Source organism: Bacteroides sp. An269 (genome assembly GCF_002159755.1).
GTDB lineage: Bacteria > Bacteroidota > Bacteroidia > Bacteroidales > Bacteroidaceae > Phocaeicola > Phocaeicola intestinalis.
The window spans coordinates 1-16,241 of sequence record NZ_NFJG01000106.1; the positions used below are offsets into that span (position 1 = coordinate 1).

The window sequence follows — 16,241 nt, forward strand, 5'->3', positions numbered from 1 at the left end:
GTCATAACTTTATTGTTTGGTACCTTTAAAGATATAACATTTTTCCAATTGACCGACTGATTTGAGATCTGAAGATGCTTATAACATTATTCTTGAATCAATTCAAAACGATTACTAATCGTGCAGCTTGACGATTACTAATCGTGCAGCTTGACGATTACTAATCGTGCAGCTTGACGATTACTAATCGTGTTGGCGATACGGTTATATAGAATGAATGTGGCAACCCATTCTCCTTACCGGATTTACAGACCGCTCCGGAAAAGCCCGGCAAATGAAGCGTGCGGGCATAAAAAAAGGAGTACCGCTGTACTCCAACCTTTGTTAACCTTAAATCTAATACTATGAAAAACACATTGCAAATGTACGGACTTTCCGGAATATAGCAAGCGATAAGAACAAAAATCTTATGCTTTATAACACGCTTTAATAATTAGATTCTTTTCCTTATCTTGTATTAACAAATATATCTTTTTTATCACTCCCGATTAAAGCCTGTTTGAATTTTGCTCAGGTTTTTTTAAGAATTGTTTTCGAAGATTGTTTTTCTGATTTTATAAGGAGGATAGCGGACTATCTGACTTCTTGTCTTGACGTATTTGCTTAGATAACCATCTTGAATGCCCCTCATTTTTCAGAGATTATCAAAGCAAAATTTGCAAATATGAATAATTTTCGCAAATTTTGTAAAACCATAATCCAATTGCTGCCTGATAGACTTACATCAAGATAAAACCTCGTACCCGAGGCCAGCCAACGGATTACTATATTTAACCCTCAAAAAAAGACAAAAATGAATACAAGAAAAACGTTTGCGTGCATATTTCTTGCTTTATGCAGCGGCACCGTCATTTATGCCGCAAGAACGGATATGCCTCAAGAAAGCCAGATGCCGTCGGCAAGCTACGCCCGGCAAAACGGGCCGACATTGACGGGAATTGTGACCGACAGCCACGGAGAACCTTTGCCGGGCGTATCGGTGTCGATAGAAGGGACAGTTACAGGAACCATCACCGACATTGACGGACGCTACCAACTAAAAATAGGAAAGGAACAACACAACGCTACTTTGGTATTCTCTTTCATCGGAATGCAAACCCAGCACATCGCCTATAAAGGGCAACACCAGTTGAACGTAACCTTGCGCGATGACCATGTGGCATTGGAAGACGTAGTGGTCATAGGATATGGAAGCAAAAACCGTAAAAGTCTGACCAGCTCTATTTCATCAGTAAAGAAAGAAGATATCGAACGGATGGCACCCGTATCACACAACATCCAAGACCTGCTGGGAGGCGGCATGGTGAAAGGTGTGCTTGCCACACAAAACAGCGGCGAACCGGGCGCTTCCATCACCATCAACGTGCGCGGCGTCACCGCCCCTTATCCCAATATGCAGACAGGAACCAACAACAATGCGCCGCTTTACGTAATCGACGGCGTGCCCCTGTTTGCCGAAAGCACCAGCATCAATCCCCTGCAAAACCTTTCTCCCAACGACATCGAAAGCATTGATGTGCTGAAAGACGCTTCCGCCACCGCCATCTATGGCTCACGCGGAGCCAACGGAGTCATCATCGTAACGACAAAAGACGGACGCAAAGAGAGCAAGCCTTCGGTAGAGGTAGGATATACCCTTTCGATAGCCAACCCCACGAAAATGTTTGACACCATGAGCAACGAGGCCTTCCTGAAATATACCGACGAAAACCTGCGCAACGCCGTTGATGCCTGGAATCAAGGCATCGGCTACTCAGCCGCCATCGATGCCCTGGCAAACGTAAGCTATGCTGAAGACGGTTCGTACATCTACCACGGACTGAACCAAGCCATGTTCGGCACGGCAAACACCAACTGGACCGACGAAGTGATGAACCGCAACGCGCTGACCCACCAATATACGGCTTCGATACGCGGAGGCTCGGCTAAAACCAATTATTCTCTCTCGCTTAACGGCCAAAACGAACAAGGGCTTTACCGCAACGATAACCTGGAAACTTACGGAGGACGCCTTGCGCTCAATACCGACCTGAACAACCACATACGGATAGGCGGCGTAATGAACTACTCGGAAACCAACCGACGCAGCACCAGCGACGGGCTAGGCACAGCAAGCAGCGACACCAAGCCTTGGCTGGTACGACCCGACATAACTGTATACGATGAAGACGGCAATTACACACGCATTGACACTGGATTGGAAATGTATGGCATGGCAGGACTGCAACTGGAGCCCAACCCTGTAGCCTTGACGCAACGCCGCACCACTTACTCAAGCAATCAATTCTTAGGAAACCTTTTCGCCGAAATCGACCTGATGAAAGGGCTGAAATTCCGTACAGACTTCAGCATGACCAACTATACCTTCGAATCGGAATATTTCACTCCAAAGGTAGCAAGCATAGATATGTCGAACTTAGGGCTTCCGCTAGAATCGACACTGCTTACCAGCGACAGCAAATACACGACAATGTCATTGAATTTCCGTTTGGACTACAGCCTCAATATCCGTAAACACCTCTTCGGCGCAATGCTGGGCTACGGCTCTGAACGCAGCAAGGCACATAGCCGTTCGTTTACCTTCCAAGGATTCCCCGACGACGAAAACCTGAACAACATAGGTTCAGCCCAAACTTTGTACGGCAAAAGCGAAACCTCCAGCAAAAACGGACTGAACTCGGTATACGGACGCGTAAATTACGACTATGACGGACGTTACTTGGTAGAATTGAGTATGCGTGCGGATGCTTCTTCGAAATTCGGCCCCGAAAACCAGTGGGGCTTCTTCCCTGCCCTGTCTGCCGGATGGATTATCAGCGAAGAGGACTTTATCAAAAACAAAAAGCAGATAAACAATTTGAAGTTCCGCCTCAGCCTGGGACAGACCGGTTCGACCAACGTGGCAGACTTTGTGTACAAGCAATATTATACGTATGGCGACTATCCTTACGGCAACGGAAGCACCATCGTGCTGAACGGCACCCTCCCCAACCGGAACATCGGATGGGAAAAGACCAGTGAAGTCAATGTAGGGTTGGACTTCGGCTTATTCGATAACCGGCTGTACGGAAGCCTTGACTGGTATTACCGCTATACCGATGGCGCGCTGGCTCCTGCGCCCCACATCTGGGAAGCGGGCATGAATACCTATTACGACAATATCATCGACATGAGCAACCGCGGCTTTGAATTGTCACTAGGTGCCGACATCGTGCGCACCAACAACTTCAACTGGAGTTCTATCCTCAACTTGTCTTTGAACCGCAACCGCGTGGAAGAGCTGAACAACGCGCAGATAGACACCTATATGCAAGACTACTTCGTGGTAGGCAAGCCAGTTGGGGTAGTACAAGGATACATAGTAGACCACATCGTGCAAGACCAAAGCGAACTGGACCGGCTCAATGCGCAAGCTGCCGCCCGATATGGAGAAGGAACAGTATACCAAGCTACTACAGGTGTAGGCGACTATTTACTGAAAGACCTGGATGGCGATGGCGTATTCTCGACCACCGGCGACAAAACCGTAATAGCCAATCCTGAGCCAAACTTCTTCGGCGGATGGAACAACACCTTCAGTTACAAAAACTGGTCGCTCTCCATCTTGATGCAGTTCTCACAAGGAGGAGAAGCCTTATACAATGACCTTGCCGCCGATATGATAGGAATAGCAGGCAAAGGCATCAATCCCGAACTGTATGACAATTTCTGGACTCCCGACCGCCGCGACGCCAAGTATGCTCGCATAGGCGATGGCATATACAATTACAATACTTCCCTGTTGGACCGATATGTATTCAGCACTTCGTATCTCAGGATGAAAAACATCACCCTTTCATACAATCTCCCTAAGCCGTGGCTCTCCAAACTACACATCGCCGGAGCTTCCGTCTATGCCGTTGCTACTAACTTATTCACCGTAAGCGGCTGGCCGGGACTTGATCCGGAATCGGTAGGTTCGGGCACCACACTTATGGGTACCAACTACGATTCCTATCCCTTATCGAAAACTTTCTCGATAGGCGTAAAACTTCAATTCTAACCCTAAAACAAACATCAATATGCAAATCAAACACCTTATTTATACCTTGCTTGCAGGAGTCTCCTTTTCAGCATGTAACCTGCTGGGGCCAGTAGACGATATACATCCCGACTATGTACTGACAGACGACAACGTCATCACCGACGCCAACTCTGCCGAATACTTGCTGAACGGCATCTACCAATACTACCGCCAACGAGAGTTTGCCTCTTTGCGCCCCGCAATGTTTATCTTGACAGGCACGTTGCTCAACTCGGACGTAGAAGGTTCTACTAACTTTGCCAATAATGACGTGAGAATAGAAAACAATGCCGTGCTCAATTATTATACTGTACTTTATAGCATCATCAACCAGGCAAACTCCCTCATCGTACAACTGGAAAACAAGCGGCCGCAAGGACTTTCCGATACACGAAAATCGGAAATTCTGGGCGAAGCCTATTTCCACAAGGCTTTTGCCGAAGTTATGTTGCTACGTGCCTTCGGAGAATTTTGGGACCAAAAATCCGAATACGGCATCATCTTATACAACGAACCGGTACGCGACAACAGCGAAGCAAAAGGACGCTCTACCGTAGCCGAATGTTACAGCCAAATCTTGTCTGACTTGAAACAAGCCGAACAAGCTCCGACTTACGCCGGCATGGCTTATAAGGTGAACAAAATTACCGTAAACGCCCTGAAGGCACGCGTATTGCTCTACCTGAACCGGTATGCGGAAGCGGCACAGACCGCACAAGCCACCATCGACGAAGCCTTGGGAAGCGGCATGGCATTAGAAAGCAATTACTTGAACATTTTTTCTCAAGGATTCAGTTCACACGAATTGCTGATGGCACCCTACGTATCGTATCCACAGGAACAAATATATGGCTCCAAAGTGACAGACGCCGCTATGCGCGGCTTCGGCACTACCATTAAGCTGATTGCCGAAGAATTAGACCCTACTGGCAATGACCCGCGCTATACACAAACCTACCTAAGCACCGAAGCGGGAAACCTTCTGCAAAAATACGTACTGAACGACGCGGCTACCGGCGACAATAATACATACTACCTGATGCGCCTTGCCGAAGTATATTTAATAAAAGCTGAGGCAGAAGCCAGAAACGGGCAATATGCAGCGGCCCGTATGGCGCTGAAACCCCTAACCGACCGTGCCGGATATGCCGCAGGCTATGTAGACACAATAGCCGACAACGATCTGCTGCTTGCTATCTTCCGGCACAAATACCTGGAATTGAGTGCCGAGAACTACGAAGAGTGGTATGATATGGTACGATATTCACAACTGGACGGTACCGACTTCGTAAGCTTGGGATATGTGCATTCAATGGCACATCTCAATTTGCCTATTCCCCGGTCGGCCCTAAGCGGAAACAAGCTACTGGAACAAAACCCTTCATACACCCTGAATTAATAGTAAAAACCATCCAAACAACATTCTTATGAAAAAATTATGTTTACTGGCAGCACTTGCCACACTGGCAGCTTGCCAACCCCAAGAAAAAGGATATACCATCGAAGGAACCTTGACGGGCGACAGCATTCCCGAAGGCAAGGTTTACCTGCAAAAACAACTCCCTTTCGAAGTGATGCGCATTGACAGTGCCGTTATGGAACATGGAAAATTCCGGCTACAAGGACAAATAAACCAGCCGGAAATGTATACCTTGTACATAGACACACGTACCAATCCTCAAGAAAGCCCAAGAGGAAAAGTATTCGTAACCAATTTCTATTTGGAAAATTCGCCCATCACCATCGAAGGCGAATTCGATTGCCTGCCCAGTATTTATTGGACTCCAGACCGTAAAGTAATCCCACCGGTCATCAAAGGATCTGCCACTCAAGACCTCTACCAACAACTGCTGACAACACTGAAACCTTACAGCGATTCCTTGCAGGCCATCGACCGCCAGTTCCTCGAAAAATATACTAAACCGATGATGGCAGACCGAGAACACAAAAAAGATTATACCGATATTGGCATCAACTTAGTAACAAAACAAGCCGACTACCAACAACAATATATACAAAAAGTAAAAGCGTTTATCCAACAAAACCCTTCTTCCGTAGTAGCTTTAGACCAATTGAAAGCCTTATTCTCTGGGCTTACCGTCAATTTCAATGAAAAAGAAATTACAGAAATGAAAAGTTGGATAACGGATGCTTGGCAAGGAACTCCTCAACTGGCTGAACTGGACTCCATGGTGAACGTAATAACCCCCCTTGCCTTAGGTAATAAGTACATAGACATCGATGTAGAAAATCCCGATGGAAAGAGCGTTAAACTCGCGTCACTGATACCTTCGGGCAAATATGTACTGCTGGACTTTTGGGCAAGCTGGTGCGGTCCGTGCCGGGCAGAAATCCCGCATTTGGTAAAAGTGAACAAGCAATACAAAGATTTTGCCATTATCAGCATTTCGGTAGACGAAAAAAGAGAAGAATGGCTAAAGGCACTGAAAGAAGAAAATATGTCGTGGACACAGGCACGTATCGCCGACGGCATTATGGGAAACACAGTGAAGAAATACAATATCACTGCTGTACCGACCTGCATCGTACTCGATCCGGAAGGCCGCTTCTATAAAGTGAATATGCGAGGTCCAGCACTCGACAAGTTCCTGAAAGAAACCTATCAACACTAAAAGAACTCGCCCAAAGCATATACGAAAACGAATACATCAGGCCAAGAAAAACCTTTTGTGGAAATTCAAAACAGGCTCTTAGGAATACTTTTGTGCCTCTGCCTCCTCAGCTGCGGGGGCAAGGCACAAGAGACGGAAGAAAAGAAGACGGTAGAAGTGCCGCAGCCCGGCGCATACGGTTTCCCGAAGGGGATGAACGTAAAGTGCGAAGTCGTACTGAAAGTAACCTTTAACTATTCGCTTGATGACGTGATTTGGACACGGAGTTCCGTGTACCCATGGGCGCACGGGCGAGAGGAATATGCGCTATACTATTACGAAGACGGGCAATGGAAAGACATCACCGAGGAGACGATTGCCCCCGAACTGCGGGAAGCATTCCGCAAAATCCTTATGGGGGATTCTTATCTTTTCGCCGGAGTGGATTACACGACGGAAATTCCGCTCTACAATTATTCCGCCTCTTCGGTAAAAAAGGGATTGTATAAGATTCTTTTCGCAATCGACCGCAAGCCCTGCTATGTTATCTTCGAACTCTAAACCGAATCCGCAGCAGCCCCGTTTCCGGCTCCTGCGGATTTGTTTTTGCCTGATAATCCGACCGCCAAACCGTTGCCTAATCCGCCGATTATGCTAACTATCTTTACGAAGCAAAAGGCAGCCAACAATATATCACCTTAGATGATTGTGTATATACATCTGCTTGTGTCCTCACTCCTAGCAGAGTAGGACTGCTGTCTTGACAGCCTAGGACTCCAGTCCTACCCCTATTAGGACTGCAGTCCTGCCTTATTAGGATTTTAGGAGGACTGAGATGCGTCGGACGGAGCAGTGATTTCCATAAAAAAGCGAGATATGCTGTTCACTTCTGTCATATAAAGACCGGAGTGAAGTCTATCTGCAAAGCCTGGGCTATTCGCAGGAAACTGGAAAGCTGCATATCCGTTTCGACTATTATTTCAGAAACCGGGCGATTTCTTCCTTGTCCCGGTTCAACTGGGCTATCAATGCCTCGATGCCCTCGAACTTCTGTTCCTCACGGATGTATTGCATGAACTCTACCCGAAGAGCGTGCTGGTACAGGTTGCCTTCGAAGCCGATGAGGTGCACCTCGATACTCCGCTCGGTGCCGTTGCCTATCGTGGGGCGGCTGCCGATGTTCAGCATGCCGGCGTAGCGTTTCCCCTCCACATACGCGTAAACGGCATAGACTCCTTCTTTCGGTACCAGCTTGTCGGGGCAGGACGGTTGGAGGTTGGCGGTAGGGAAGCCCAGTTTGCGCCCCACCTGATAGCCGCTTACCACCTGCCCGTCCAGGTAATAACGATAGCCCAAATAGCGGTTGGCACGCGCCACATCGCCTTCTTTCAATAGGTTGCGGATGAGGCTGGAGCTGATAGACAAGCCGTCTTCTTCCAACGCCTGGGCATGGATTACCTCCATACTCAACTCTTTCCCATAGCGGCAATAGTCCTCGAACCCTTCGCTCCGGTTGTGCCCGAAGCGGTGGTCGTAACCGATAACCAGTGCCTGCACGTTGAAACGGACGTGCAGCAGTTCCATAAACTGACGTGCCGAAAGCAGTGACAGTTCGTGCGTAAACGGCAAAAGGATGCAATAATCGGCATCCTCTTGCTGTAACAAATCTTTTTTCTGAGGAAGGCAAGTGAGCCATTGCGGACAATAACCGCTTTGCATGACCTGCCGGGGATGGACAGGGAAAGTAACCAGCGTGCTCTGCAATCCCCTGGCTTGGGCTTCGCGGTGCACTTGCTCTATCAAGTATCGATGTCCGCGATGCACGCCGTCGAAGCACCCGATAGTGGCTGCGCAAGGCGGAAACACAAATGGGCTTTCGGCACTGATTATTTCCATAAGTAGATGTTGAGAACCCGTTGGCGGAATTAATTTAGTGCGTATTTAATTCTGCCAATAGGCTTGTTATTAATATAGTTGACGTATTGCAACACGGTCAGCGCACTAATTTTGCCAATGATTCTGGCAAACAAACCGTTTGTTATCTTAGCATAGTTTCTGATGACCAGGAACTGGCCTGACAATTGAGAAAATATCGTTTCAATCCTCTTGCGCGCTTTTGCAAAGGGAATGAAAGTCGGTTTCCAATCCTTTTGGTTCAGCCGGTAGGGGCATTCCAACCGGATATGTGCAGTTTCAAAGAGGTCAAGCTGTACGTCAGCCCCGACATAGCCTTTGTCTCCATAGATGCTGCAATCATGATATTCCAGTTTCACGTCTTTCATGTAATTGAGGTCATGTACACTCGCCTTTGACAAGTCATAGGAATGAATTACTCCACTTAACCCACAGACTGCATGAAGCTTATAGCCAAAGTAATATGTGTTTTGCGAAGCGCAATAGCCAAAGTCAGGCGCTTTGGAAAAATCTCCCGACCGGCCCATCTTGCAGCGTTTTCCCCTTGCGGGGTGACAGACTTCTATCGGTTTGGAATCAACAACGAAGAAATCCTCACCGCCGTCAATTTTCAGGGCAATCCGCTTGCGTATGGTTTCACACAACCCTGCCATTTTCTTCCTACGGTCATTGAATTGTCTGCGTGATATAAGATTTGGAATTTTTTCCTTGTATTCCTGCAGTTTGTACTCAAAAAGCCAGTTTTCACTGTCTATGCTTTCTGATTCTGCCGCTAATGACAACGCCACGACTTCCAGGTCTGAAAATCTAGGAACAGGACCACGGCGGACAATATTCCCTTGGGCATTGACGAGATTATGAGAAAATTGCTTGCATATCTCAAGTATTCTGACGAATTTTGTGTATAAGTTGTGCATACGATGATTTAAACTTAATGATTTAAACAACACTAAGTTAATAAAAATCAGCGATATGCGCAACTTTTCAAACATATTATCAATTCAAATTAATTCCGCCAATAGGTGTTGAGAATTAGTTTATATAATGTGGTCGGCTCAGAAACGCAGATTAACGCAGATTTTCGCGGATTCTTTTAATTTACTATTTTTCGATTTACGAAGTACGATTTAAAGTTCAAATAGTAGATAGTAAATTGTCAAATCGTAAATTAAAAGAATCTGCGAAAATCCGTGAAGATCTGTGTTTCTGGTAATATCATTTAATTTTGCACACTTACTTATCAGTTCTTAGACAAACGCTTGATGCCTCGCCAAATTTCGCCAATCCATAATACGAACGACGTGCCGCCGATGATATAAAGCCATTCCATAAGCGGAAGCGGTTCGGTGCGGAACACTTTGCCGCCGAAGGTGACGATGATGAACTGTCCGACCAGGATAATCAATGCCACACTCAGCATACCCAATGCGTGGCTGGCGTCACGGAAGATGGAATGGTTGGTTCCGAATACGCTGGCATTGAACAGATTCCAGAACTGGAGCATGACGAATACCGTGAAGAATACGGTAAGGTAGTGCACGTTCATTTCGCCGTTGGGAAGCAAGCCTTCGGGTAATCCCTTGAAATAAGCCAACATACCCATCAGGATGACGAGGAATCCCAACCCTACGCCAAAGATGTTGTTGCGCATCGCCGGCGTGATGATGAAGTCGGTACGTTTACGAGGTTTCTCGTTCATCACGTCCATGCTGGGCGAAATAGATGCCAGTGCCATGGCGGCGAAGGTGTCCATAATCAAGTTCACCCAAAGCATCTGCGTCACCGTAAGCGGAAGGGAAGTGCCGAAGAATGCGCCTAACAATACGCTCAGCAAAGCTACTACATTAATGGTCAGCTGGAATACGATGAAACGCTGGATATTCTTATACAAGGAGCGTCCCCACATCACGGCGGTGGCAATGCTATGGAAGGAATCATCGAGCAAGGTGATGTCGCTCGCCTCTTTAGCCACCGATGTACCCGTACCCATCGAAAGTCCTACCTGTGCGTGGTTCAATGCCGGGGCATCGTTGGTCCCGTCGCCTGTTACAGCCACTACAGCACCTTTCTGCTGCAGGAGTTGCACCAATCGTTGCTTGTCCATCGGGCGGGCACGGCTCATCACTTTCAGGTCGAGCACACGGTCGAGTGCTTCTTCATCGCTCAAAGCGGCAAACTCCACACCCGTAATACGGTTGCGTTCGGTATCTTCGGGTTTCCACAAACCTATCTGACGGGCAATCTCGGTAGCTGTTCCCGGTGTATCGCCGGTCACAATCTTCACGCTGATGCCTGCCGACTGGCATTTCTTTACGGCATCAGGCACATCGGGACGAATCGGGTCACTGATGGCAAAGATGCCCAAAAAGGTCAATCCGCCCTCGTTCACCAGTTCGGCGCAATCGGTGGAAGCACCTTCGGGAATCACCTTGTAGGCAAGTCCCAGCGTACGCATCGCCTTGTTCTGGTAGGCTAAGAGCTGCTCGTTGTTGGCGGCAATCTGTTCCTTGCCCAGGTTGCATTTGCCCATCACGATTTCGGGCGCACCTTTCACGTAAAGTATCCGCTTTTGCTGGATAGGCGAATCTACCAGCGTAGCCATATACTTGCGTTCGGTGGAGAACGTAAGTTGGTTCACCACTTTAGCACCTGCCCGCAGCGTTTCATAATTCTTACCCTTGCCGTTGAGCCAAAGCAGCAGTGCCACTTCAGTTGGATTTCCTACACCCGACGGCTTTTCACCTGCCGCTTTTTCTTCAAGGAAAGCGGTAGAGTTGGCTGCAATGCCTTCAGCTATCAGGTCGGGTTGGCTTTCATCCAGTTTTGCGTCATATACCTGCATCAGATTCTGTGTCAGTGTACCGGTTTTATCCGTACAAATTACGGTGATGGCACCCATTGTTTCGCAAGCATGCATCTTCCGCACCAGGTTATTGGTCTTCAGCATCCGGCGCATATTCAAGGCAAGACTAAGCGTAACGCTCATCGGCAAGCCTTCGGGAACAGCCACGACAATCAAGGTAACCGCCATCATGAAGTATTTCAATACAATGCGGGCGATATCGAGCCACTGGTGCCAGTCGCTTACTGTATTCACCTGCAGGTAAGCATACAGATCTTTCGAGGTAAATATAATAAAGGTAAGTGCCGCAATCGTAAATCCGATTTTCCCAATCAAGTCGGCAAGTTTGGTCAACTGAATATTCAGCGGAGTCTGTTCCTGGCTTTGCTCCGTAGCCTGGCGCGCTACTTTACCGATTTCAGTAGCATCGCCCACACGTTCTACTCGCATCATTCCATGCCCGTCAGTAATGGTTGTACCGCGCATCACGCTGTTCGAAGGATAAGTAGCTTCTTCGTCAAAGTCAGCTTCCACGGTAGTCTTGTTTACCATCAATTCTCCTGTCAGACTCGATTCATTCACTTGAAGCGATACGGCTTCCAGCAAGATACCGTCGGCTGGCACTTCTTCACCCGTGTTCAGAATGACGATATCACCTACCACCACATCTTTGCGGGGAATCTCGTGTACCTTCTCGTTTCGGATAACCGTAACAGGAGTTTCTTCGCCCACTGCATTCAGCAAGTCGAACTTTTTGTTTGCATCGTATTCGAAATAGAATCCGATGCCTGTAGCCAAAAAGATAGCAAAGAAAATGCCAATGGTTTCGGCATATTCATTCTCAATAATAGAAATGATAAGTGAAAAGACTGCAGCGACCAACAACACCCGGATAACAGGGTCTTGGAATTTTTCCAGATACAGTTTCCACATAGATGGTCGTTTGGGAGGAGTCAGAAGATTGACTCCATACTTCTCACGACTGGAGAGAACTTCCTGATCAGACAATCCAGTCAGGTGCGGTTCATTAGTTTTTTGTGACATAATGCCTGTTTATTAGTTAATTTAAGTGCCGCAAAAATACAATATATATTGGAAGCATTGCTCGTGATTAGTTTTTTTTTGCAAAAAAACCGCTTAAGTATTGCAAAAGTCAGTCAAAACAATTACTTTTGCACCAGTTTTTAAGGGATACTTCTAATAGGACTTGTAGCTCAGTTGGTTAGAGCAACAGACTCATAATCTGGAGGTCCCAGGTTCAAGCCCTGGCTGGTCCACTCGAAAACAAAGCGTTAATTGCACGAAATCAAGCAGTTAACGCTTTTCTTTTTGCCCTCTTTATGCTCCTGTGGCAATCTTAAACATACAGTTATCTGTGCCTTTCACATCATTTGTTGACTAATTGTTGACTAATTAAAAGATGTGCAAGATGCTGACTATCAAAGCAGAAATCAAGAAGCAAGAACAGAAGTTGGATGGAACGTACAATGTCAAGCTACGGTTTACCCTTGACCGGAAAGTAAAGCGTTTGTCAACGAGTTTGTTTGTCACCAACAAAGACTTAACTAAAGACTTGAAAATCAAACAGACATCATCTATCAGGCAAGAAGTGGATAGCCTGATTCGCAGTTATCAGGAGAAGTGTGCCAAGCTACAAATTGAACTAAACCATTATACACTTGATGAAGTAATGGACTATTTGGACGGTGAACGTCAGAAGCAGCAAACTATTGACTTTATAAAGTTCAGCCGTGAATGGATAGCCTCAACCACTATCAAAGGAGCACCCAATTACACTTCTGCCCTTAATGCGCTAATCCGCTTCATTGGTAAAGAAGAATTGGACGTGAATCTGATAACCCTTGATTTCTTGGAGAATTTCAAAGCGTTTCTAAATAAAGAACGTGAAGCAAGAACTAAGAAGCTGATAGCACAAGGTAAGCGTGTTCCCTCTAACCGTTCTTTGTCCCTTTATTTGGTGAGCATAAAGAAACTATTTAATGAAGCTAAAAAGAAGTACAACAAAAAAGACAAGAACCTGATTCTGATACCCCACTCACCTTTTGAGGACTTTGCCATACCCAAACAAGAAGCCACACGCAAAAGAGCCATATCCACAGACATCATAAAGAAGATATGGAAGTTGCCTTATAAAGACATGAAGAAAGGCTATAAAGCCACTTGCCACTATAATCTGGCGAAAGATTGCTTTATTCTCTCATTTTGTTTAATGGGTATCAATTCAGCAGACCTCTATAATGCCACAGAAATGAAGAATAACACTATCACCTATTATAGAACCAAAACGAAAGACCGCAGATTGGATAATGCGAAGATGGTAGTAGATGTTCCTCAAATAATTTTGCCTTTAATAGAGAAGTACAAAGACAAGACAGGTAAGCGGTTATTCAACTTCTATCAATACTATGCAGATGAAAAAGGCTTCAACAAAGCTATCAACTATGGACTAAAAGAGATTGGTGCTATATTAGAAGTGGATGATTTGGAATATTATGCTGCAAGGCATAGCTGGGCTACCATTGCCTTGAACAAAGTTGGCATTGATAAATATGTAGTTCATGCAGCTTTGAACCACATTGACGATTCTATGAAAGTGACCGATATTTATATAGAGCGTGATTTTGTGAATGAGAATAAAGCTAATGATAAGGTGGTGAGATATGTGTTTGGTAAATAGTTCTGAAAGAGTGACGCAAATCTATCTTGACAGCTTTGACAATGAGCAGATTGATGAAGCGATGAAATCACTACTTTAATAAAAATAATCCTGTTTATCAGAACGATAGGCGGGATTATTTGTAACTTTGCCCCTATAATGAATAACATAAAATATGGAAAGAGATTATTTAAGACTACTGTTCACAATGGAGGAATTCATACGTCTTGAACCTCGATTAAAGAAATGGTTTGGAATAGATAGAAACAATCCGTACATACAAGAACTTTTTGGTAACTATGCAAGCATAAAGTTAGATGAATCTTCCCAAAGAAAGATACATGAATGAAAAAGGGCATTATGATGTCAATGCTTACGCAGAAGCGCATTTTGAAGCGTTAGCAAAAGAAGAATTGCTTATGAGAATATCAACAGATACCTATTTGCTTACCATAGAGGATTTCTGCGAGAAAAACCAACTTGAAATTACAGAGAAAGACGAAGTTTACCAAGTCTTGCTCTATGCCTGTGCCCTATTAATGAGAAATAAATTGGAAACAACGGAATCCACACTGGAAGATATGAATTACGAATATCAAGAATACATCCATGCCATCCGTCCTGATATGTTGAAACTATACATAGGCTTGCACCACAACGATAGTCTGAATGATAAAGTCAAGAAATACCACAAACAATGCAGAATATCATTTGGTGATTTAAGCCCTATAAAGATAGACGAGCAGACACCGTGGTTTCAGGAAGCACTTGACCGTTATCTTGAAAAATATCTTGGTGTAAAAAGCGTAAAAGAAGCCGAGCAGGAATTATATGCCATTTATGGAAAAACTGTTGGGGCTAAAATGAATGTGAACGCAATAAGATTTATGTGGGGAACTTATCACTTGCTGCAAGATATACCTAACTGCAAGTCCAAGACTGAAAAATCTGTAACCAAAAAACAAGGCAGGATTATCGCAGACTTGTTGAACAGGCTCAATTTAATTGAGTACAAGGAAAAAGAAAGCTTTTTGGATTATATGGATGGGGAGAGAATTCGCGTGTCGTTAAAAAATTATCTCATGCAATATGATTCGATTGACGATATAATCAAAGCAAAGCAATATAAGACCTCTCCCAATAATACAGATTCATCAAGATATTATTAGCAAGCCTTTTCATTCGATATGATTTTTAGAGGGTGTGTCCGAATAGACACACCCTTTTTGTTTAGTAAAAAACTCTCTAAAAACAGCTTTAATTACTTACCAATGTTCCCCAAGAATAATACCGACCTTTGCAACGCAATCCGATACGAAAAGCGAGATGCAGCATAGCTTTAAGTGGGTAGGTCGCAAGAGTTAAAAGTACAAAATTGAACAACATGAGTTTTACATTTGCTGGCATTATGCTACAAGTTGAGCAGTCATATAATAATACGGCAGCTCACACCGAGTTAAAAGCGATGATGAATCGCAATGAAAGATTATCCCTCTACTTCACCATAGACCGATACGGCTATGAAGCAATTAGAGTGGAAAGCAAGACAACCAAGAACTTTGCCTATCAAATCAACCAAGAAGCATTTGCATGGGTGATGAACTATCTATTGAAAGGTGAAACCGAGGACTTCAACGTGAAGCCCGATGCGGTAGCCAAGTCCGAAGAAACAGACGCTAACAAGTTCCGCAAGGATATGTTGAAACTGTTTGTGGAAAACGGAATAGGAAACATTCAGTTTACCCCTGAATTTCGGGACAGGACAGGCAAACTTACGGGAGTAGCCAACTTCCGTTACGGAACTATCCTTTTCTTTATGGAGCGTGACGAGGAAATCACAAGCTATTTGCGAGAAAGAGGATTGATTAGATAGGCATTATTACCAACCGAGAGTTGGGGAGCAACCAAAAGCTCTCCACTCTCTTAAAAAACACTCGAATTATGATAAATATAATCTTATTCAAGTTTCGCAAGTTAATAGATAACCTTCTTCTTGGGATATAAAAGAGGCACAGGGATTTCCACATATCGCAGAAAATGAGTAATTTTATAGTTGCAAATCAAAACATTACTCAGCCCTATGCCCTTGCACAAAGTTACAGACTTTCTTTCAGAAATCAGCGCATTTTTTAG

10 protein-coding genes and 1 tRNA gene are annotated in these 16,241 nt (G+C 45.2%); 8 read left to right on the plus strand and 3 right to left on the minus strand.

Going from position 1 to position 16,241, the window contains the following annotated elements:
- Window positions 1–793 precede the first annotated feature (793 nt).
- Genes B5F71_RS15645 through B5F71_RS15660 form a run of 4 tightly spaced genes read left to right on the plus strand, consistent with a single transcriptional unit; the run spans window position 794 to window position 7,236 of the window.
- Window positions 794–4,042 carry a TonB-dependent receptor gene (locus tag B5F71_RS15645; protein ID WP_022038627.1) on the plus strand — a complete coding sequence of 1,083 codons (3,249 nt, stop codon included), beginning with the start codon at window positions 794–796 and terminating at the stop codon, window positions 4,040–4,042.
- Between the two features lie 19 nt (window positions 4,043–4,061).
- On the plus strand, window positions 4,062–5,462 hold the full coding sequence (locus B5F71_RS15650) for a RagB/SusD family nutrient uptake outer membrane protein (protein WP_087212099.1): 1,401 nt from the start codon (window positions 4,062–4,064) through the stop codon (window positions 5,460–5,462).
- Window positions 5,463–5,490: 28 nt separating this feature from the next.
- Window positions 5,491–6,696, plus strand: a complete 1,206-nt coding sequence (locus B5F71_RS15655; protein WP_087212103.1) for a TlpA disulfide reductase family protein — start codon at window positions 5,491–5,493, stop codon at window positions 6,694–6,696.
- A gap of 57 nt (window positions 6,697–6,753) precedes the next feature.
- Window positions 6,754–7,236, plus strand: coding sequence for a hypothetical protein (locus B5F71_RS15660; protein ID WP_022038630.1), 483 nt, complete (start codon window positions 6,754–6,756; stop codon window positions 7,234–7,236).
- A gap of 414 nt (window positions 7,237–7,650) precedes the next feature.
- On the opposite strand, the gene ribF is transcribed toward B5F71_RS15660, so the two are convergent.
- From ribF to B5F71_RS15675, 3 genes are all read right to left on the minus strand, one after another.
- Entirely contained in the window at window positions 7,651–8,571 is a 921-nt protein-coding gene (ribF, locus tag B5F71_RS15665; RefSeq protein WP_087212109.1) for a riboflavin biosynthesis protein RibF, read from the minus strand.
- A gap of 29 nt (window positions 8,572–8,600) precedes the next feature.
- The gene (locus B5F71_RS15670) at window positions 8,601–9,581 is read right to left on the minus strand and encodes an IS982 family transposase (RefSeq protein ID WP_087212112.1); all 981 of its coding nucleotides are present in this window, start codon (window positions 9,579–9,581) and stop codon (window positions 8,601–8,603) included.
- A 248-nt stretch (window positions 9,582–9,829) separates the two neighbouring features.
- Window positions 9,830–12,475: a calcium-translocating P-type ATPase, PMCA-type gene (locus tag B5F71_RS15675; RefSeq protein ID WP_087212115.1), complete on the minus strand. Its 2,646-nt coding sequence runs from the start codon at window positions 12,473–12,475 to the stop codon at window positions 9,830–9,832.
- Between the two features lie 159 nt (window positions 12,476–12,634).
- Here B5F71_RS15675 and B5F71_RS15680 point away from each other — a divergent pair.
- From B5F71_RS15680 to B5F71_RS15695, 4 genes are all read left to right on the plus strand, one after another.
- Window positions 12,635–12,708 (plus strand) — tRNA-Ile (locus B5F71_RS15680).
- Window positions 12,709–12,860: 152 nt separating this feature from the next.
- Window positions 12,861–14,129, plus strand: coding sequence for a phage integrase SAM-like domain-containing protein (locus B5F71_RS15685; RefSeq protein ID WP_087212122.1), 1,269 nt, complete (start codon window positions 12,861–12,863; stop codon window positions 14,127–14,129).
- A 320-nt stretch (window positions 14,130–14,449) separates the two neighbouring features.
- On the plus strand, window positions 14,450–15,277 hold the full coding sequence (locus tag B5F71_RS15690; RefSeq protein ID WP_087212117.1) for a hypothetical protein: 828 nt from the start codon (window positions 14,450–14,452) through the stop codon (window positions 15,275–15,277).
- 296 nt (window positions 15,278–15,573) lie between these two features.
- Complete coding sequence (locus tag B5F71_RS15695) at window positions 15,574–15,981, plus strand: hypothetical protein (protein WP_225226234.1); 408 nt, start codon at window positions 15,574–15,576, stop codon at window positions 15,979–15,981.
- Window positions 15,982–16,241 lie beyond the last annotated feature (260 nt).

What these genes read in the sequence shown, in the direction of transcription:
- B5F71_RS15645 (WP_022038627.1), top strand. Translation starts at nt 794, where the DNA reads ATGAATACAAGAAAAACGTTTGCGTGCATATTTCTTGCTTTATGCAGC.
- B5F71_RS15650 (WP_087212099.1), top strand. Translation starts at nt 4,062, where the DNA reads ATGCAAATCAAACACCTTATTTATACCTTGCTTGCAGGAGTCTCCTTT.
- B5F71_RS15655 (WP_087212103.1), top strand. Translation starts at nt 5,491, where the DNA reads ATGAAAAAATTATGTTTACTGGCAGCACTTGCCACACTGGCAGCTTGC.
- ribF (WP_087212109.1), bottom strand. Translation starts at nt 8,571, where the DNA reads ATGGAAATAATCAGTGCCGAAAGCCCATTTGTGTTTCCGCCTTGCGCA.
- B5F71_RS15670 (WP_087212112.1), bottom strand. Translation starts at nt 9,581, where the DNA reads ATGTTTGAAAAGTTGCGCATATCGCTGATTTTTATTAACTTAGTGTTG.
- B5F71_RS15675 (WP_087212115.1), bottom strand. Translation starts at nt 12,475, where the DNA reads ATGTCACAAAAAACTAATGAACCGCACCTGACTGGATTGTCTGATCAG.
- B5F71_RS15685 (WP_087212122.1), top strand. Translation starts at nt 12,861, where the DNA reads ATGCTGACTATCAAAGCAGAAATCAAGAAGCAAGAACAGAAGTTGGAT.
- B5F71_RS15690 (WP_087212117.1), top strand. Translation starts at nt 14,450, where the DNA reads ATGAATGAAAAAGGGCATTATGATGTCAATGCTTACGCAGAAGCGCAT.
- B5F71_RS15695 (WP_225226234.1), top strand. Translation starts at nt 15,574, where the DNA reads ATGATGAATCGCAATGAAAGATTATCCCTCTACTTCACCATAGACCGA.